Below are 18,505 nucleotides of genomic sequence, written 5' to 3' on the forward strand. Positions count from 1 at the left end.
ACGGCTTCCCGAGGCCCCGGCGTGCAACGCGCGTGTTACGGATTATTCGATCTTGATCGATGCCTCTGCGGGCCGTGCCGGGCCGCTTGTCCGGGCGCTGTGAATGTGCTGTCGTGGTCCCATTCGGGTGCTCGGAGGGGGCCAGAGGTGACATCGAGGGCCGGTGGTTCCGGACAGCTGCTGGCCATCAGTGACCTGCATGTCGGCTACCCGGAGAACCGCGCCCTCGTCGAGGAGATGCGCCCGGGGACGGACGAGGACTGGCTCCTGGTGGCCGGAGACGTCGCCGAGACCGTGTCCGCGATCCGCTGGACCCTTCAGACGCTCGCCGGCCGCTTCCGCAAGGTCCTCTGGGCTCCGGGCAACCACGAACTGTGGACCCACCCCGACGACGAGGTCACCCTGCGAGGCGTCGAACGCTACGAACACCTCGTCGCGCTCTGCCGCGACCTCGGTGTCACCACCCCCGAGGACCCCTATCCCGTCTGGGAGGGTCCCGGCGGCCCGGTCGCCGTCGCCCCGCTCTTCCTGCTGTACGACTACTCCTTCCTGCCCGCCGGCTGCACGACCAAGGAGGAGGGGCTGGAGTACGCGTACGGCACCGGCATCGTCTGCAACGACGAGCACCTGCTGCACCCCGACCCCTACCCGAGCCGCGAGGCCTGGTGCCGGGCCCGCGTCGAGGCGACCGCCCGCAGACTCGCCGAGCTGCCCGACGACCTGCCCACCGTGCTCGTCAACCACTACCCGCTGGACCGGCACCCGACCGAGGTGCTCTGGTACCCCGAGTTCGCCATGTGGTGCGGCACGCGGCTCACCGCGGACTGGCACCGCAGGTTCCGCGTCGAGACCATGGTCTACGGTCATCTGCACATCCCGCGGACCACCTGGCACGACGGTGTCCGCTTCGAAGAGGTGTCGGTCGGATACCCCCGGGAGTGGCGCAAACGCCCCGACCCGCCGGGACGGCTGCGCCGCATCCTGCCCAAGGAGGTCGGGCCCCTTGATCGAGGAGCTGCTGCCGGACACGGTGGTGGCCGTGGAGACGTACGGTGACGACGGGACCGCGCCGCTGTACCCCGAGGAAGCGGCGGTCGTGGCGCGGGCGGCGGACAAACGCCGACGCGAGTTCGCCGCGGTACGCTCCTGCGCCCGTCGGGCCATGGAGAAGCTCGGCGTCCCGCCCCAGCCTGTCCTGCCCGGCGCCGGCGGCGCCCCGCAGTGGCCCGCCGGACTGGCCGGCAGCATGACCCACTGCGACGGCTACCGCGCCGCCGCCCTGGTCCGCGCCGCCGACCTGGCCTCCCTCGGCATCGACGCCGAGCCCCACGAGCCGCTCCCCGACGGAGTCCTGGCCTACACCTCCCTGCCCGCCGAGGCGGACCGGCTGCGCAGGCTGGCCGAGGAGCGGCCCGACATCCACTGGGACCGGCTGCTGTTCAGTGCCAAGGAGTCCGTCTACAAGGCGTGGTTCCCGCTCACCGGGAAGTGGCTCGACTTCACCGAGGCCGACATCGAGCTCTTCGCCCACCCCGGCGAAGGGCTCGGCGGCGGTCTCAGCGCCGAACTCCTCGTACCCGGACCGACGGTGGGCGCCCGGCGGCTGAGCCGCTTCGAGGGCCGCTGGACCGTCCGGCGCGGACTCGTCGCGACGGCCGTCGTGGTGCCGCACGCCTGAGCCGGGCTCTCACGGACGCGGGAACCAGCTCTGCAGCAGCCGGAAGAACTCCTCCTCGTTGCCCACGAGGCCCGCGTCCGCCAGGGCCTGCTCCGCCTCCGCGAGCACGGCGGGCGGCACGACGGGTGGCCGCAGCGCGTCCGGCGGACCGTCGAAGGCGGCGCGCACGGTGTGCAGAAGCCGCAGGTAGGCCTGGACGGCGGTGCGCTCGCGGTCGGTCAGTACGGCGGTGTGCATCGGTCGGCTCTCCCCAAGTCGGCTCATCGGTCACGCACCCGTACAAGGGGGTGCAACTCCAGCTTGCCGCCCACCACTGACAATGAGGCCCGCCCACTCCCCGGTTCGCCCGCTTAGCGGAGGTGAAACCTCGGCGAAATCACCGGTGGGAAAGCCGTCCTACGCTGAGGACAAGGGCTTTCGGCCGCTGCTCGGCGGCCCAGGGAACGGGGAGGCACGTGCGTGGTCGACGTCCCGCACCGGCGCCCGGCGCGCACCGTACGGCTGCGCTCGGTGGGCGACGGTGAACTCGAGTTGCAGTACCGGGTCGTGCACGGCTACCGCCGTGCCTTCCGGATGGCCGGCGAGGGGCCCGCGCTGGTCCTCATCCACGGCATCGGGGACTCCTCCGCCACCTGGGGCGAGCTGATCCCCGACCTCGCCCGCACCCACACCGTCATCGCCCCCGACCTGCTCGGCCACGGCGCCTCGGACAAACCGCGCGCCGACTACTCGGTGGCCGCGTACGCCAACGGGGTGCGCGATCTGCTGACCACCCTCGGCATCGAGTCGGCGACTCTGGTCGGGCACTCGCTGGGCGGCGGCGTGGCCATGCAGTTCGCCTATCAGTTCCCCGAGCGCACCGAGCGGCTCATCCTGGTGAGCGCGGGCGGCGTGGGGCGCGAGGTGAATCCCGTGCTGCGGATGGTGTCGCTGCCCGGGGCCCATCTGATGCTGTCGTCGTTGCGGCTGCCGGGGATGCGGTGGCAAGTGGGGCTCGCCGTAGGGCTGATGAAGCTGCTCGACACCGATCTCGGGCAGGACGCGCCCGACCTGCTGAACCTCGTGGACGCGTTGCCGGACGAGACCTCACGCAACGCCTTCATCCGCACGTTGCGCGCGGTGGTCGACTGGCGGGGACAGGTGGTGACCATGCTCGACCGGTGCTATCTGACCGAGGGCATGCCGACGATGCTGCTGTGGGGCGACCGGGACAGTGTGGTGCCGGTGCGGCACGCGTTCGGGGCGCACGAGGCGATGCCGGGGAGCCGGCTGGAGATCTTCGAGGGTGCGGGACACTTTCCGTTCCACGCCGATCCGGGGCGGTTCGTCTCGCTGGTCGAGGAGTTCACCGCGACCACGGCTCCGGCGGACTGGAGCCGTGAGCACTGGCGCGAGCTGCTGCGCGAGGGACGGCCCGGCATCCCGCTCAGCCGTGCCACCGAACGCGACCTGCGCGAGGCGAGCGAACGCAGCGCGACCTGACCGGCGGCGGTGCCGGTCAGCTCTGCGGACCGAGGTAACCCAGCGACGCCTCGATACGGCCGGCCAGGCGGTCGCGCTGCACCGGCCCCCGGGTCGGCGAACCGTCGAGCCAGGTCAGGCACTTGCTGGCGAGCAGCAGGCCGAAGCGTTCGGCCTCCTTCTCGTCGGCCTGGTCGAAGCGGCTGCGGGCGGCGACCTTCAGGACGGTGGCTCGCAGGTCGGCGTCGTCGCTGAGCATGCGGGCCGCGACCGCGGCGCCCTCGACATGGTGACTGCAGTGCCCGGCCTTCATGTGCCACAGCTCATGGCCGAGGATGACCAACTGGTGGCCGGGAGCGGTGCGTTCCTCCACGACGACGAGGTCCTGGTCGGCCATGTCGAGCCACAGTCCGCTCGCGGTGTCGGGCGGGAACGCGGCCGTACGGAAGTGGACCGGGCGGCCGCGGCGCCGGCTCATCGCCGCGCAGAGTCCGGTGTACAGGTCCACCGGACGCGCCGGTGCGGGGAGGGTGAGTTCCGCTACCAGCTCGGCGCACAGGCGGCGCATTTCCCTACCGATGCCCACAGTTATCCCCCGGCTCACGACTCGGGCCGTTTGACGCTCTCCAGGAGCATGTCCAGCCATTCGGCGACCTTGTCGCGGTGCTGGTCGGTGGGCAGCTGCGCGGCCCGCCAGGCGATCCCGCGGACGCCGTGGTCCTGCAGAAGCCGTTCCAGCGGATCGCCTGCCGCCGCCGTCGCCTCCTTCTCACGGTCGGCCAGCTTCTGCAGAAGCTCCTGCTCCGTGCGCTGCAGGGCCCCGGCGAGCGCCTCGGGGTCCTCGGCCGTCAGGAAACCGGCGTGCACGCGGAAGAAACGCTGGATGGCGTCGCAGTGCTCCATGGTGGGACGCCGGTCGCCGTTGATGAGGGCACCCGCCTGCTGCCGTGACATGAAGGCGCCGTCGGCGATCTCCTGCTGGGTGTACTTGCGGCCGTTGGGCTTGAGCCGGGTGCGGCGCAGCAGGTCCAGACGCTGCAGGAATCGGGCCTGTACGTCGGGTTCGCCCGCGGGGCGGCCGCTGAGCAGGGACTTGACCACGGGCTCGGGGACGCCGGAGGCCACCGACAGGCGGCCGGTGTGGAAGACCTCCGCGTGCGGCACGCCGAGCCGGTCGGCGAGCGCGGTGACCCGGGCGACGACGCCCGGCAGCGCGGCCGTCACCACGGCGGCCGGATTCGCGAAGCCATCCGTCACCGACAGATCTCCTACGTCTCTCACGGGCTTCTCACAAGAAGATCATCACAAGCGGTTGCCGTGAACTCCCGGGAGAGTAGCCCCTCGTTCGAACTTACATCCAGGTCTCGCCACAACTGTGGCCAATTTCAGCCGTCAACCGGCACGAAATGCCACGATAGTTGACACGCCTCGCGCCCGGGCAGCAGGATCAGGGCGCCGCGTGAAGGCCGCATAGGCAAGAGGGGTGACCTCCCGATGGCACAACAGGCAGGAGGGCAGCGGCCGGAGCCGCGGCCCGTCCCCGAGAGTCTTGAGGCCCGGGCGTATCTGCAGGACTACGCCACCCTCCTGGAAGCGGTCCCCTTCCCCTCGGTCGTTCTCGACCACCGGTGGGACGTCGTGCTGTCGAACACTGCTTTCGAGACACTTTTCCGTGGTGTGGGCCCGCACCCCACCGCCATGCCCGACGACAACTTCCTCAGGTTCGTCCTGTTCCACCCGGACGCGGGCACGGTTCTCGGTGAGCACGAGTCCAGTTGGTGCCTGCCGATGCTCGCCCGCTTCGCGGCCGCCGTGGAGCGCAACGGCCATGACCAGGGGCTGCAGTCGATCCGCCGGGACATCGCCCAGGACCCCATCATGGAGGCCGCCTACCGGCACGGTCTGCCGCACTGGATCCGCGCGGTCGGCGAGCGGGCCTTCGCCCACGACGGGGGGGTCCGCCCGGTCCTGCACCCCGACCCGCGCTGGGGCGCCACCGACTGCCGTGTCGTCGACGAGACGTCCTCCACCCTCCGGGAGCTGGGCTACGCCCGACTGACCCTGGTACTGCGCGAATCGCGTCCCGCGTCGACCAGGCCCCGCGGCGCACGCCGTGCCGCCGGCCACCTGACGGTCGTCCCCGCGGCGGAGTGAGTACGGGGGCCGCCCTGGCGTTCCCGTCCCTCCCGCTCTACGTCATCCCGATTGCGTCGCTCAGCGTGGTGACATACCCCAGATAGAGAAGTATGTGACATAGTACTGTGGTGAGCAAGCGACTGACCTGCGATGTCGTGGTCGTCGGAGCCGGAATGGTGGGCGCGGCCTGCGCCCTGTACGCGGCCCGGGCGGGTCTCGACGTGATCCTGGTGGACCGTGGCCCGGTGGCCGGCGGCACGACCGGAGCCGGCGAGGGGAACCTCCTCGTCTCGGACAAGGAACCCGGCCCGGAGCTGGACCTGGCCCTGTTGTCGGGGCGCCTGTGGGCGGACCTCGCCGAGGAGTTGGGGGAGGCCGTCGAGTACGAGGCCAAGGGCGGTGTGGTCGTCGCCTCGACGCCGGACGGGCTCGCCGCGCTCGAGCGGTTCGCCGACACACAGCGCGCCGCCGGGGTCGTCGCCGAAACCGTCGTAGGAGACGGACTGTACGACCTCGAACCGCACCTCGCCCCCGGTCTGCCCGGCGGGGTGCTGTATCCGCAGGACTGCCAGGTCATGCCCGCGCTGGCCGCCGCCCACCTGGTCCGCGCCTCCGGAGCGCGGCTGTTCACCGGCCGGAGCGTCACGGACGTACTCCTCACCCCGGACGGCGCGGTGTGCGGCGTCCGCACGGGCCGGGGCGACATCGATGCCCCGGCGGTCGTCAACGCGGCCGGCACCTGGGGTGCCGAACTGGCCGAGCTCGCGGGAACCCGCCTCCCCGTCCTTCCGCGGCGCGGGTTCGTCCTGGTCACCGAACCCCTCCCGCGGATGGTCCGGCACAAGGTGTACGCCGCCGACTACGTGGCCGACGTGGCCAGCGACTCGGCCGCGCTGCAGACCTCGCCGGTCGTGGAAGGGACGGCCGCGGGGCCCGTGTTGATCGGCGCGAGCCGGGAACGGGTCGGCTTCGACCGGTCGTTCTCGCTGCCGGTCATGCGAGCCCTGGCGGCGGGCGCGACCCGGCTGTTCCCGTTCCTCACGGACGTCCGGGCGATGCGCGCCTACCTCGGATTCCGCCCGTACATGCCCGACCACCTCCCCGCCATCGGCCCCGACCCGCGCGTCCCCGGTCTGCACCACGCCTGCGGGCACGAGGGCGCGGGCATCGGACTGGCCACCGGCACCGGGCAGTTGATCGCCCAGGCGCTGACCGCGAAGACGCCCGAGCTGGACCTGACGCCGTTCCGACCCGACCGCTTCCCGGCCCCCGTGGAGGAGACCGCGTGAGATCCCCGCTCGAACTGGCCGACGCCCGGCCGGGCCCGGCCTTCACGGTCACCCTCGACGGCCGCGAGATCGAGGCGCTGCCCGGACAGACCGTCGCCGCAGCGCTCTGGGCCGCCGGTGTCACCTCCTGGCGCACCACCCGCCAAGAGGGCCGGCCGCGCGGTGTCTTCTGCGGCATCGGCGTCTGCTTCGACTGCCTGGTGACCGTCAACGACCGTCCCAACCGGCGGGCTTGCCTGGTGCCGTTGCACCCGGGCGACGCGATCCGTACGCAGGAGGGGACGGGCCACGATGACTGACCGGCCGCACCTCGCGGTGATCGGCGCGGGCCCCGCCGGGCTCGCCGCCACCGGCGCCGCCGCTTCCCGGGGCGTACGGGTCACCTTGATCGACTCGGCCACGGAAGCCGGCGGACAGTTCTACCGCCGGCCCGCCGCGGGCCTCGGGGCTCGCCGCCCGCAGGCCCTGCACCACCGGTGGCGCACCTGGGAGCGGCTGAGGGACGGACTGCGAACCCACGTACAGGCAGGTGCCGTACGGCACTTGACGGACCATCATGTGTGGTTCGTCGAGCGGCAGGACGTCGGCTTCACCGTGCACGCCCTGCTCGGCCCCGAGCAGGAGCACCCCGTCGCGGTCCGCGCCGACGCCGTTCTCCTCGCCACCGGCGGCTACGAGAAGGTCCTGCCGTTCCCCGGCTGGACCCTGCCCGGTGTCATCACCGCGGGCGGCGCCCAGGCCATGCTCAAGGGCACCCTCGCCGTGTCCGGACGTATCGCCGTGGTCGCCGGCACCGGCCCGCTGCTGCTTCCCGTCGCGACGGGTCTCGCCGCGGCCGGCGTGGAGGTGGCCGCGCTGGTCGAGTCCGCCGACCCGAAGGACTTCGTGCGGCGGACCCGCGCCCTGGCGGTCCAGCCCGGCAAAGTCGCCGAAGGCGCCCGGTACGCGGCCCAGTTGCTCCGGCACCGGGTGCGCACCCTCGTCCGCCACACCGTCGTAGAGGCCCACGGTGCGCGAGGCCTGGAGGCGGTGACCGTCGCCGCGCTCGACGCCGACGGGCGGGTCAGGTCCGGCACCGAGCGCCGTATCGTCTGCGACACCCTCGCCGTGGGGCACGGCATGCTTCCGCACACCGATCTCGCGGAGACGCTGGGCTGCCGGCTCGACGGGATGGACGTGCACGTCGACGACGAGCAGCGCACCGACGTCCCCGGTGTCTGGGCCGCGGGCGAGACCACCGGCATCGGCGGCTCCGCCCTCTCCCTCGCCGAGGGACACATCGCCGGCCGGTCGATCGCGGCGCGCCTGCACGGCATCGAGCCCCGCGCGCGCGACTGGGCCGCGACCGCGAGGACCCGTACCCGGCTGCGCGCCTTCTTCGCCGCGCTCGACGCCGTCCACGCACCGCCCGCCCACTGGAGCGAGCAGATCACCGACGACACCGTCGTCTGCCGCTGCGAGGAGGTCACCGGGGGTGCGATCCGCGAGGCCGTCGACGAGCTGGGCGCCGGGGACGTACGGACCGTGAAGCTGCTGACGCGCGCCGGGATGGGCTGGTGTCAGGGGCGGGTGTGCGGACCCGCGGTCGCGGGGCTCGCCGGGTGCGCGCTCACGCCGACGCGTCGGCCGTTCGCCGGACCCGTACCCCTCGGCGTCCTGGCCGCCGAGCCCGAGCACGGCTGAGTCAGTACAATGTCACACCCTATTGATGAGACGGGATCCCAGATGACCAGCACCGAGAACACCGGCAGCCGCCCCTGGCGCGGCGTCCTCGTCGCCACCGCCCTCCCGCTGAACGACGACCTCTGCGTCAACCACGACAAGTTCGCCGAGCACTGCGTCTGGCTGGTCGAGAACGGCTGCGACGGCGTCGTACCGAACGGGTCCCTCGGCGAGTACCAGGTCCTCACCCCCGAGGAGCGGGCCGAAGTCGTCGAGACCGCCGTGGCTGCCGTCGGCGGGGAGCGCGTGATGCCGGGTGTCGCCGCCTACGGCTCCGCCGAGGCCCGCCGCTGGGCCGAGCAGGCCAGGGACGCCGGCTGCGCCGCCGTGATGCTGCTGCCGCCCAACGCCTACCGCGCCGACGAGCGGTCCGTGCTGGCCCACTACGCCGAGGTCGCGAAGGCGGGCGTCCCGGTCGTGGCGTACAACAACCCCATCGACACCAAGGTCGACCTGGTCCCGGAGCTGCTGGCGAAGCTGCACGCCGAGGGCCACATCCACGCGGTCAAGGAGTTCTCCGGCGACGTTCGCCGCGCGTACCGGATCGCCGAACTCGCCCCCGGCCTCGACCTGTTGATCGGCGCCGACGACGTCCTCCTGGAGCTGGCGATCGCCGGTGCCAAGGGCTGGGTGGCGGGCTACCCGAACGCGCTGCCCCGCGCGAGCGTGGAGCTCTACCGGGCGGCCGTCGCGGGCGACCTGGCCACCGCGAAGAAGCTGTACGAGCAGCTGCACCCGCTGCTGCGCTGGGACTCCAAGGTCGAGTTCGTCCAGTCCATCAAGCTGTCCATGGACATCGTCGGCCGGCACGGCGGCCCCGTCCGTCCGCCCCGCGTCCCGCTGCTGCCCGAGCAGGAGGCCGCGGTGCGCGCGGCCACCGAGCGGGCGGTCGCCGCCGGACTCGCCTGACCGTCCCGTCGGATCCCCCAGGTTCACCAGGAGCGTCATGCGCAGCAAACTCGTCCTGCACGCCGTCGACTCGCACACCGAGGGCATGCCCACCCGCGTGATCACCGGCGGCATCGGCACGATCCCCGGCGCGACCATGAACGAGCGGCGGCTGTACTTCCGTGAGCACCGCGACGACATCAAGCAGCTCCTGATGAACGAACCCCGGGGCCACTCGGCGATGAGCGGCGCCATCCTCCAGCCGCCCACCCGCCCGGACTGCGACTGGGGCGTCATCTACATCGAGGTCTCCGGCTATCTGCCGATGTGCGGACACGGCACCATCGGGGTGGCCACCGTCCTGGTGGAGACCGGCATGGTCGAGGTCGTCGAGCCGGTCACCACCATCCGGCTCGACACCCCGGCGGGCCTCGTCGTCGCCGACGTCGAGGTCGAGGACGGCGCCGCGAAGACGGTCACGCTCAAGAACGTGCCGTCCTTCTCCGCCGGCCTCGACCGCAAGATCACACTCGCCGACGGGCGCACGGTGACATATGACCTGGCATACGGCGGCAACTTCTACGCCATCCTGCCGCTGGAGGAGTTCGGGCTGCCCTTCGACCGCTCCCGCAAGGACGACATCCTCCGGGCCGGCCTCTCCCTCATGGAGGCGATCAACGCCGAGGAGGAGCCCGTCCACCCGGAGGACCCCTCGATCCGCGGCTGTCACCACGTCCACCTGTACGCCCCCGGCGCCAGTGCCCGGCGCTCCCGGCACGCGATGGCGATCCACCCCGGCTGGTTCGACCGTTCCCCCTGCGGCACCGGCACCAGCGCGCGCATGGCCCAGCTCCACGCGCGCGGCGAACTCCCCCTGAACACCGAGTTCGTGAACGAGTCCTTCATCGGGACACAGTTCACCGGCCGCCTCCTCGGCACCACCGAGGTCGCCGGCGTCCCCGCCGTCCTGCCCAGCTTCACCGGCCGGGCCTGGATCACGGCCACCGCCCAGTACCTGCTCGACCCGACCGACCCCTTCCCGGCCGGGTTCGTCCTCTAGGCGTTCCCCCAGGCGCCCTTGGCGTCCTGGCAGGTTCCCCGGAGGCCGATAATGACGATGTCGCGTGACATTGCACCACTAGGAGAGTCGCCCTCATGGCTGCCCAGCGCACCAGCGCCCCCACCCCTGCCACCGCCCCGGCCCTGCCCGTTCTCGGCGGCAAGAAGAGCAGCTACCGGGAACGCGTCGCCGACGCCCTGCGGGCCGCACTGGTCGCCGGTGAACTGCTGCCCGGCGAGGTGTACTCGGCGCCGACCCTCGCCGCCCGCTTCGGTGTCTCGGCGACGCCGGTGCGCGAGGCGATGCTGGACCTGGCCAAGGAGGGCCTGGTCGACACCGTCCCCAACAGGGGGTTCCGGGTCACCGCCGTCTCCGACAGACAACTCGACGAGTACACCCACATCCGTGCGCTCATCGAGATTCCCACGGTGACGGAGCTGGCCAGGACCGCCGACCCGGTCTCGCTGGAGGCGCTGCGTCCGGCGGCCCGGGAGATCGTGCAGGCCGCGGCGGCCGGCGACCTCGTGGCGTACGTCGAGGCCGACACCCGCTTCCACCTGGGCCTGCTCGCCCTCGCCGGCAACGCCCATCTCGTCGAGGTCGTCGGCGACCTGCGCAAGCGGTCCCGCCTCTACGGGCTCACGGCACTGGTCGAGGCCGGCCGTCTGCTGGCCTCCGCCGAGGAGCACCTCGAACTCATCGACGCACTGATCGCACGCGACGAGCAGGCGACGCGCACAGTGATGGCACGTCACCTCGGGCACGTCCGCGGTCTGTGGGCGGCGAAGTAGCGGCGCTCCGGCGCGACCGGAAAGCGCGCAAGAGCGGCCCACTGGTACGCAAGCCATTTGCGTTTCTTGCGCTATTCTTGCGCGCATGACGCGACGACTTGCCGAGGTGGCGAAGAAGGTCGGGGTCAGCGAGGCCACGGTCAGCCGGGTGCTCAACGGCAAGCCCGGAGTCTCCGCGGTCACCCGGCAGGCGGTGCTGAGCGCCCTGGACGTGCTCGGCTACGAGAGGCCCACGCAGCTGCGCGGGGAGCGCGCGCGGCTCGTGGGCCTGGTGCTGCCCGAGCTGCAGAACCCGATCTTCCCCGCGTTCGCCGAGGTCATCGGCGGGGCGCTGGCCCAGCTCGGCCTGACCCCGGTGCTGTGCACGCAGACCAAGGGCGGCGTCTCCGAGGCGGACTACGTGGCGCTGCTGCTCCAGCAGCAGGTCTCCGGCGTCGTCTTCGCCGGTGGCCTGTACGCCCAGGCCGACGCCCCGCACGACCACTACCGGCTGCTCGCCGACCGCAACATCCCGGTCGTCCTCGTCAACGCGTCCATCGCCGACCTCGGCTTCCCCGGGGTGTCCTGCGACGACACGGTCGCCGTCGAGCAGGCCTGGCGCCATCTCGCCTCGCTGGGCCATGAGCGCATCGGGCTGGTGCTGGGACCCGACGACCATGTGCCGTCGGCGCGCAAGCTCGCCGCCGCCCGCGGTCTGGGGGAGCTCCCCGACGAGCATGTCGCCCGGGCCATGTTCTCCATCGAGGGCGGTCACGCCGCCGCCGCCCGGCTGATCGACCGGGGGGTCACCGGGATCATCTGCGCCAGCGACCCGCTCGCCCTCGGCGCGGTCCGGGCCGCCCGCCGCAAGGGACTCCGGGTCCCCGCGCAGGTGTCGGTCGTCGGCTACGACGACTCCGCGTTCATGAACTGCACGGAACCCCCGCTGACCACGGTCCGCCAACCTATCGAGGCCATGGGCCGGGCGGCCGTGGAACTGCTGAACACGCAGATCGGCGGCGGTTCCGTGACCCCGGAGGAGTTGCTCTTCGAGCCGGAACTGGTGGTCCGGGGCTCCACGGCCCAGGCGCCGCGTAGCTGAGATCCACCCGTCTGTCGAATAATTCCATATTCTGCGCGACATCTTGCGGACGGATGTCGCCGGTGCTTGAGTGTGCGGCGCCAGCACGGCGGGCTTGCTCCGCCCGTCGCCGTGCCCTCCTTGCTCATGCCCAGAGGGGTCCACCGATGAGAAGCACCGGGTTCCGCCGTACGTTCGTCGCGCTCAGCATCTGCTCCCTCGTCCTCACCGCCTCCGCCTGCGGGTCGGACGACGACTCGGGAAGCGGCAAGACCCGCATCACGGTCAACTGCATGCCGCCCAAGAGCGCCAAGGTCGACCGGGCGTTCTTCGAGGAGGACGTCGCCGCCTTCGAGAAGCAGAACCCGGACATCGACGTCGTCGCCCACGACGCCTTCCCCTGCCAGGACCCGAAGACCTTCGACGCCAAGCTCGCCGGCGGGCAGATGGAGGACGTCTTCTACACGTACTTCACCGACGCCAAGCACGTCGTCGACATCGACCAGGCCGCTGATCTGACGTCGTACGTCAAGGAGTTGAAGAGCTACGACACCATCCAGCAGCAGCTGAGGGACGTGTACACGGTCGACGGCAAGGTCTACGGGATCCCGCGCACCGGCTACTCCATGGGGCTGATCTACAACCGCGCTCTGTTCGAGAAGGCGGACCTCGACCCCGACCGGCCCCCGGCCACCTGGGACGAACTCCGTGCCGCCGCCAAGGAGATCGCCGCCCTCGGCGACGGCACCGTCGGCTACGCCGACTACAGCGCCCAGAACCAGGGCGGTTGGCACTTCACCGCCGAGCTGTACTCCCAGGGCGGCGACGTCGTGAGCGACGACGGCAAGAAGGCCACCGTCGACACCCCCGAGGGCCGGGCCGTCCTCCAGAACCTGCACGACATGCGCTGGAGCGACGACTCGATGGGCAGCAAGCAGCTCCTCGTCATCAACGACGTCCAGCAGATGATGGGTTCGGGCAAGCTCGGCATGTATCTCTCGGCGCCCGACAACATCCCGATCCTGGTGAAGGAGAAGGGCGGCGCGTATCAGGACCTCGCCCTCGCCCCCATGCCCGGCGGACAGGGCACGCTCATCGGCGGCGACGGCTACATGTTCAGCAAGAAGGCGAGCCCCGCCCAGATCCGCGCCGGACTGAAGTGGCTCGACCACATGTTCCTCACCCCCGCAGACGGCTTCCTCGGCGACTACGCCCGCGCCAAGAAGAACGACGCCCCGGTCGGCCTCCCCGAACCGCGTCTGTTCACGGGCGCCGCCGACACCAAGGACCAGCAGGTCAAGAAGGCCAACGCCAATGTCCCGGTGGAGAACTACCAGGCCTTCCTCGACGGCAACCAGGATCTCGACATGAAGATCGAGCCACCGCACGCCCAGCAGATCTACTCCGTCCTCGACGGCGCCGTCTCCGCCGTCCTCACCAAGAAGGACGCCGACATCGACGGGCTCCTGAAGGACGCCTCCGCGAAGATCGACGGCATCCTGGCCCGGGGCTGACCCCGATGACCAGGACGGCCCATCGGCGACCGGTCGAAACGATCCCCGTACGACCGGTCCAGGCGCCGCCCCCGGCAGGGGACCGGAGGCGGCGCCGCCTCACCGACCAGCTCCGCGCCCACGCCTTCCTCCTCGGCGGCCTCCTCTGCTTCGCCGTGTTCTCCTGGTACCCGGCGCTCCGCGCCATCGTGATCGCCTTCCAGAAGTACACGCCGGGCTCGTCACCCGAATGGGTCGGCACCGACAACTTCAGCCGTGTGTGGCACGACCCGGAGTTCACGGCAGCCTGGCGCAACACCCTCACCTTCACCGTGCTGGCCCTGTTGATCGGCTTCGCGATCCCCTTCGTACTGGCCCTGGTGCTCAACGAGTTGAGACACGCGAAGGCCTTCTTCCGAGTCGTGGTCTATCTGCCTGTGATGATCCCGCCGGTCGTCAGCGCCCTGCTGTGGAAGTGGTTCTACGACCCCGGGGCCGGCCTCGCCAACGAGGCGCTGCGGTTTCTGCACCTGCCCACCTCGATCTGGTCCAACGGGGCGGACACGGCCCTCATCTCCCTGGTCGTCGTGGCCACTTGGGCCAACATGGGTGGCACCGTCCTGATCTACCTGGCCGCGCTCCAGTCCATCCCAGGCGAGCTGTACGAGGCCGCCGAGCTGGACGGCGCGAGCCTCCTCCAGCGCGTCCGTCATGTGACGATCCCTCAGACCCGCTTCGTCATCCTCATGCTGATGCTCCTTCAGATCATCGCGACGATGAAGGTCTTCACCGAACCGTTCGTCATCACCGGCGGCGGCCCCGAGAACGCCACCGTCACCGTCCTCTACCTCATCTACAAGTACGCCTTCCTCTACAACGACTTCGGCGGCGCCTGCGCGCTGAGCGTCATGCTCCTGATCCTGCTCGGGGCCTTCTCCGCCGTGTATCTGCGCCTGACCCGCTCCGGAGAGGGGGACGGCGCGTGAGCACCCGGACCCTCGTCTCCCCGGCGACCCTGGCCCGTCCCCGCGGCAGGGCCCTGTACTGGAGCGTCTTCACAGGCGTCGTCCTGCTCTTCACGCTCGCCTTCCTCTTCCCCGTCTACTGGATGGTCACCGGCGCGGTGAAGTCCCCGGACGAGGTGGCGCGGACGCCACCCACCCTCGTCCCGGAGCGGTGGCACCCGGACGGCTACCGCGACGCCTGGGACCTGATGCAACTGCCCCAGCACCTGTGGAACACGGTGGTCCAGGCGGCCGGCGCCTGGGCGTTCCAGCTGGTCCTGTGCACGGCCGCCGCCTACGCGCTGTCCAGGCTGCACCCGGTCTTCGGCAAGGTGATCCTCGGCGGCATCCTGGCCACCCTCATGGTCCCGGCGCAGGCCCTGGTGGTGCCGAAATACCTGACCGTGGCCGACCTGGGCCTGCTCAACGACCCGCTCGCCATCTGGCTCCCGGCCGTCGCCAACGCCTTCAACCTCTACCTGCTCAAGCGGTTCTTCGACCAGATCCCGCGCGACGTCCTGGAGGCCGCGGAGATCGACGGCGCCGGAAAGCTGCGCGTCCTGCGGTCGATCGTGCTGCCGATGTCACGGCCGGTCCTCGGGGTGGTGTCGATCTTCGCGCTCGTCGCCGTCTGGCAGGACTTCCTGTGGCCATTGATGGTCTTCTCCGACACCGACAAACAGCCCATCAGCGTGGCACTCGTCCAGCTGTCCCAGAACATCCAGCTGACCGTGCTCATCGCCGCGATGGTGATCGCCAGCATCCCGATGGTCGCCCTGTTCCTGGTCTTCCAGCGGCACATCATCGCCGGGATCAGCGCGGGCGGCACCAAGGGCTGACGCCGACGCCCCGTCCACAGAAAGGGAAGCCCAGTGGGACAGCCCACCCGTGCGCCGAAGGAGTGGTGGCGCTCCGCCGTCATCTACCAGGTCTACGTCCGCAGCTTCGCCGACGGCGACGCGGACGGCACCGGTGACCTCGCCGGCGTCCGCGCCAGGCTGCCGTATCTCGCCGAACTCGGCGTGGACGCCCTGTGGTTCAGCCCCTGGTACCTGTCCCCGATGAAGGACGGCGGCTACGACGTCGCCGACTACCGCGCGATCGACCCGGCCTTCGGCACCCTCGCCGAGGCCGAGAAGCTGATCGCCGAGGCCCGCGAACTGGGCATCCGCGTCATCGTCGACATCGTCCCCAACCACGTCTCCGACCAGCACGCCTGGTTCCGCGCCGCCCTGGCCGGCGGACCCGGACGCGAACTGTTCCACTTCCGGCGCGGGCGCGGTCCGCAGGGCGAACTCCCGCCCAACGACTGGCAGTCGCAGTTCGGCGGGCCGGCCTGGAGCCGCCTCGACGACGGCGACTGGTATCTGCATCTCTTCGCCCCCGAACAGCCCGACCTCAACTGGGCCCACCCCGCGGTACGCCAGGAGCACGAGGACATCCTGCGCTTCTGGTTCGAGCGGGGCGTCGCAGGCGTGCGGATCGACTCGGCCGCCCTCCTGGTCAAGGACCCCCGCCTGCCGGACTTCGTCGAGGGACGCGACCCGCACCCGTACGTCGACCGGGACGAACTCCACACCGTGTACCGCTCCTGGCGGGCGATCGCCGACGAGCACGACGGCATCTTCGTGGGCGAGGTCTGGCTCCCCGACACCGAACGCTTCGCCCGCTATCTGCGCCCCGACGAACTGCACACGGCCTTCAACTTCTCGTTCATGACCTGCCCCTGGGACGCGCGGCGACTGCGCCGGTCCATCGACGAGACGCTCGCCGAGCACGCCCCGGTGGGGGCACCCGCGACCTGGGTCCTGTGCAACCACGACGTCACCCGGACCGTGACGCGCTACGGCCGAACGGACACGGGCTTCGACTTCGCCACCAAGGCCTTCGGCACCCCGACCGACCTCACCCTGGGCACCCGCCGCGCCCGCGCCGCCGCACTGCTGTCGCTGTCGCTGCCCGGGGCGGTCTACGTGTACCAGGGAGAGGAGCTGGGGCTGCCCGAGGCGGAGGTTCCCGTCGACCGCATACAAGATCCGATGCACTTCCGGTCGGGCGGCGTCGATCCGGGGCGCGACGGATGCCGGGTGCCGCTGCCGTGGACGGCCGAGGCGCCGTATGCGGGATTCGGTTCGCGGGAGACACCGTGGCTACCGCAGCCAGTCGACTGGACATCGTATGCAGTCGACCGACAGCAGGATGATCCCTCCTCCATGCTCGCCCTCTACCGCGAGGCGATCCGCCTCCGTCCCGCACTCGGCGACGGCCCGCTCGCCTGGCTCCCGGCACCCGAGGGTGTCCTCGCCTTCACCCGGGGCGCCACCGTCCTGTGCGTGGTGAACCTGGCCGACGCTCCCGCCGAGCTGCCCGCCCACACCGAACTGCTCCTCGCCAGCGGTCCACTGCATACGGACGGCAGTCTGCCGAGGGACACCGCGGTCTGGCTCCGCGTCTGAGCCCGGCCGCACGCACTCCGCTATTTCCCTTGCACCCCCACTCCGAAGGGATCAGCACATGAACCGAACTGTCAGGGGCATGCCAGCCGTTATGGTGGTGGTCCTCTCCGCCGGGCTGCTCGCCGCCACCGCGCCCACCGCGCACGCGGCCGTTGGTGCCACGCTCCCCTTCACCCGGCGGGCTGTGCGGTGGCCGCGGCGGACTGCTCGACCTGGCCGCAGCCCGGCCAGGGCAACCCGGACCCCGACCCGGCCCGCAACCTCGCCAGAAGCCGGCCGGCCACCGCCACCGGATCGCAGGACGTCTACACGCCGGGCAAGGCGGTCGACGGCGACGCGAACAGCTACTGGGAGTCCGCCAACAGCGCCTTCCCGCAGTCCTGGACCGTCGACCTGGGCTCCACGGAAGCCGTACGGCGGCTGGTGCTGAAGCTGCCGCCCTCCTCCGCGTGGGGCGCCCGTACGCAGACCGTCACGGTGCTGGGCAGCACCGATGGCTCGACCTACGCCACGGTCGTGGGGTCCGCGGGCTACCGCTTCGACCCCGCCACCGGCAACACGGCCACCGTCTCCCTTCCCGGCAGTACGAGTCTTCGCTATCTGCGCCTGTCCGTGAGTGCCAACACAGGCTGGCCCGCAGGGCAGTTCAGTGAGGTGGAGGCGTATCGGACTTCGTGAGCGCGTCCTGCGGGGCCCCGCGCTTCGCCGCCTGGATCTGCTCGTACACATGGGTCCGGAGCTCGGCGAAGCGCGGGGCCACCCGTGTGTGCAACTGGTCGCGCTCGTCGGGGAGATCGATCTTCAGCTGTTCCTGTACGACGGTGGGGGAGGCCGACAGCACGATCACCCGCTCGCCCAGGTACACCGCCTCGTCGATGTCGTGAGTGACGAACAGGATGGTGATGCCGCGCTCCCGCCACAGCCGCCGTACCAGGTCCTCCAGATCGGCGCGGGTCTGGGCGTCGACGGCCGCGAACGGTTCGTCCATCAGCAGCACTTCGGGCTCGTACGCCAGCGCGCGGGCGATCGCCACCCGCTGCTGCATGCCGCCGGACAGCTGCCAGGGATACGCCCCGGCGGCGTCCGCGAGGCCCACCGACTCCAGCGCGTCGGCGACCAGCTCCCGGCGTCGCGCCTTGCTCAAGTCCTTCTGCTTCAGAGGAAGTTCGACGTTCTCACCGACCCGCTTCCAGGGGAACAGGCTGCGCCCGTACTCCTGGAACACGAACGCCATGCCGGGCGGCGGGCCGTTCACCTTCCGGCCCGCCAGCAGGACTTCACCGCCGGTCGGCTCAAGGAGGCCGCCCATGCACTTCAGCAGCGTCGTCTTGCCGCAGCCCGACGGGCCGACCAGGCAGACGAGTTCGCCCGCCTCGACGGTGAAGGTGAGGTCGCGCACCGCCTCCACACGGCGCCCGGACCCCTCGTAGACCTTCTGCAGGCCGGATACGACGAGTGCTTGCATGG

Annotated in this window: 19 protein-coding genes and 1 pseudogene; 16 read left to right on the forward strand and 4 right to left on the reverse strand. The window is 71.0% G+C overall.

Translation table 11 applies throughout. The annotated features are described in order from the left end of the window. The first annotated feature begins 147 nt into the window (after window positions 1-147). Window positions 148-1,056, forward strand: coding sequence for a metallophosphoesterase family protein (locus TN53_RS00555; protein ID WP_046256252.1), 909 nt, complete (start codon window positions 148-150; stop codon window positions 1,054-1,056). Next, a complete protein-coding gene (locus TN53_RS00560; RefSeq protein WP_046256253.1) occupies window positions 1,004-1,678 on the forward strand; it encodes a 4'-phosphopantetheinyl transferase family protein in 675 nt (224 codons plus the stop codon). The genes TN53_RS00555 and TN53_RS00560 overlap by 53 nt, the downstream gene beginning before the upstream one ends. Before the next feature lie 9 nt (window positions 1,679-1,687). Here the strand turns inward: TN53_RS00560 and TN53_RS00565 are convergent, their stop codons facing one another. Then, window positions 1,688-1,915 (reverse strand): hypothetical protein, encoded by a 228-nt coding sequence (locus TN53_RS00565; RefSeq protein ID WP_046256254.1) that lies wholly within the window; start codon window positions 1,913-1,915, stop codon window positions 1,688-1,690. 222 nt (window positions 1,916-2,137) lie between these two features. On the opposite strand from TN53_RS00565, the gene TN53_RS00570 reads away from it, so the two are divergent. Further along, window positions 2,138-3,160, forward strand: coding sequence for an alpha/beta fold hydrolase (locus TN53_RS00570; RefSeq protein ID WP_046256255.1), 1,023 nt, complete (start codon window positions 2,138-2,140; stop codon window positions 3,158-3,160). A gap of 16 nt (window positions 3,161-3,176) precedes the next feature. Here the strand turns inward: TN53_RS00570 and TN53_RS00575 are convergent, their stop codons facing one another. Next, window positions 3,177-3,707 (reverse strand): hypothetical protein, encoded by a 531-nt coding sequence (locus tag TN53_RS00575; protein WP_046256256.1) that lies wholly within the window; start codon window positions 3,705-3,707, stop codon window positions 3,177-3,179. A gap of 32 nt (window positions 3,708-3,739) precedes the next feature. Continuing rightward, window positions 3,740-4,396 (reverse strand): helix-turn-helix domain-containing protein, encoded by a 657-nt coding sequence (locus tag TN53_RS00580; protein ID WP_046256257.1) that lies wholly within the window; start codon window positions 4,394-4,396, stop codon window positions 3,740-3,742. A 237-nt stretch (window positions 4,397-4,633) separates the two neighbouring features. Here TN53_RS00580 and TN53_RS00585 point away from each other — a divergent pair, with 237 nt between their 5' ends. The 13 genes and pseudogenes from TN53_RS00585 to TN53_RS00645 all read left to right on the forward strand — a co-directional run. Beyond that, the gene (locus TN53_RS00585; protein ID WP_046256258.1) at window positions 4,634-5,293 is read left to right on the forward strand and encodes a hypothetical protein; all 660 of its coding nucleotides are present in this window, start codon (window positions 4,634-4,636) and stop codon (window positions 5,291-5,293) included. Window positions 5,294-5,403: 110 nt separating this feature from the next. Then, complete coding sequence (locus TN53_RS00590; protein WP_046256259.1) at window positions 5,404-6,564, forward strand: NAD(P)/FAD-dependent oxidoreductase; 1,161 nt, start codon at window positions 5,404-5,406, stop codon at window positions 6,562-6,564. After that, window positions 6,561-6,863, forward strand: coding sequence for a (2Fe-2S)-binding protein (locus tag TN53_RS00595; RefSeq protein ID WP_046256260.1), 303 nt, complete (start codon window positions 6,561-6,563; stop codon window positions 6,861-6,863). Before TN53_RS00590 ends, TN53_RS00595 begins: the two co-directional genes overlap by 4 nt. Beyond that, a complete protein-coding gene (locus tag TN53_RS00600) occupies window positions 6,856-8,247 on the forward strand; it encodes an NAD(P)/FAD-dependent oxidoreductase (protein ID WP_046256261.1) in 1,392 nt (463 codons plus the stop codon). The genes TN53_RS00595 and TN53_RS00600 overlap by 8 nt, the downstream gene beginning before the upstream one ends. A gap of 42 nt (window positions 8,248-8,289) precedes the next feature. Next, window positions 8,290-9,195 carry a dihydrodipicolinate synthase family protein gene (locus TN53_RS00605; RefSeq protein WP_046256262.1) on the forward strand — a complete coding sequence of 302 codons (906 nt, stop codon included), beginning with the start codon at window positions 8,290-8,292 and terminating at the stop codon, window positions 9,193-9,195. A 37-nt stretch (window positions 9,196-9,232) separates the two neighbouring features. Beyond that, entirely contained in the window at window positions 9,233-10,234 is a 1,002-nt protein-coding gene (locus tag TN53_RS00610) for a proline racemase family protein (RefSeq protein WP_046256263.1), read from the forward strand. A gap of 95 nt (window positions 10,235-10,329) precedes the next feature. Next, a complete protein-coding gene (locus TN53_RS00615) occupies window positions 10,330-11,025 on the forward strand; it encodes a GntR family transcriptional regulator (protein ID WP_046256264.1) in 696 nt (231 codons plus the stop codon). 85 nt (window positions 11,026-11,110) lie between these two features. Then, on the forward strand, window positions 11,111-12,106 hold the full coding sequence (locus tag TN53_RS00620) for a LacI family DNA-binding transcriptional regulator (RefSeq protein WP_199924478.1): 996 nt from the start codon (window positions 11,111-11,113) through the stop codon (window positions 12,104-12,106). Between the two features lie 146 nt (window positions 12,107-12,252). Next, the gene (locus tag TN53_RS00625) at window positions 12,253-13,599 is read left to right on the forward strand and encodes an ABC transporter substrate-binding protein (protein ID WP_046256266.1); all 1,347 of its coding nucleotides are present in this window, start codon (window positions 12,253-12,255) and stop codon (window positions 13,597-13,599) included. A 5-nt stretch (window positions 13,600-13,604) separates the two neighbouring features. Then, on the forward strand, window positions 13,605-14,564 hold the full coding sequence (locus tag TN53_RS00630; protein WP_046256267.1) for a carbohydrate ABC transporter permease: 960 nt from the start codon (window positions 13,605-13,607) through the stop codon (window positions 14,562-14,564). Beyond that, entirely contained in the window at window positions 14,561-15,421 is an 861-nt protein-coding gene (locus tag TN53_RS00635; RefSeq protein WP_046256268.1) for a carbohydrate ABC transporter permease, read from the forward strand. The genes TN53_RS00630 and TN53_RS00635 overlap by 4 nt, the downstream gene beginning before the upstream one ends. Window positions 15,422-15,454: 33 nt before the next feature. Next, the gene (locus TN53_RS00640) at window positions 15,455-17,038 is read left to right on the forward strand and encodes a glycoside hydrolase family 13 protein (RefSeq protein WP_046256269.1); all 1,584 of its coding nucleotides are present in this window, start codon (window positions 15,455-15,457) and stop codon (window positions 17,036-17,038) included. Between the two features lie 198 nt (window positions 17,039-17,236). Next, window positions 17,237-17,716 (forward strand): annotated as a pseudogene (locus TN53_RS00645) (discoidin domain-containing protein); the annotation flags it as partial. Here the strand turns inward: TN53_RS00645 and TN53_RS00650 are convergent. Next, the gene (locus tag TN53_RS00650; RefSeq protein ID WP_199924479.1) at window positions 17,685-18,503 is read right to left on the reverse strand and encodes an ABC transporter ATP-binding protein; all 819 of its coding nucleotides are present in this window, start codon (window positions 18,501-18,503) and stop codon (window positions 17,685-17,687) included. The pseudogene TN53_RS00645 and the gene TN53_RS00650 sit on opposite strands and share 32 nt — an antisense overlap. Between the last annotated feature and the right edge of the window lie 2 nt (window positions 18,504-18,505).

Source organism: Streptomyces sp. WM6386 (assembly GCF_000972385.1).
Classification (GTDB): Bacteria; Actinomycetota; Actinomycetes; order Streptomycetales; family Streptomycetaceae; genus Streptomyces.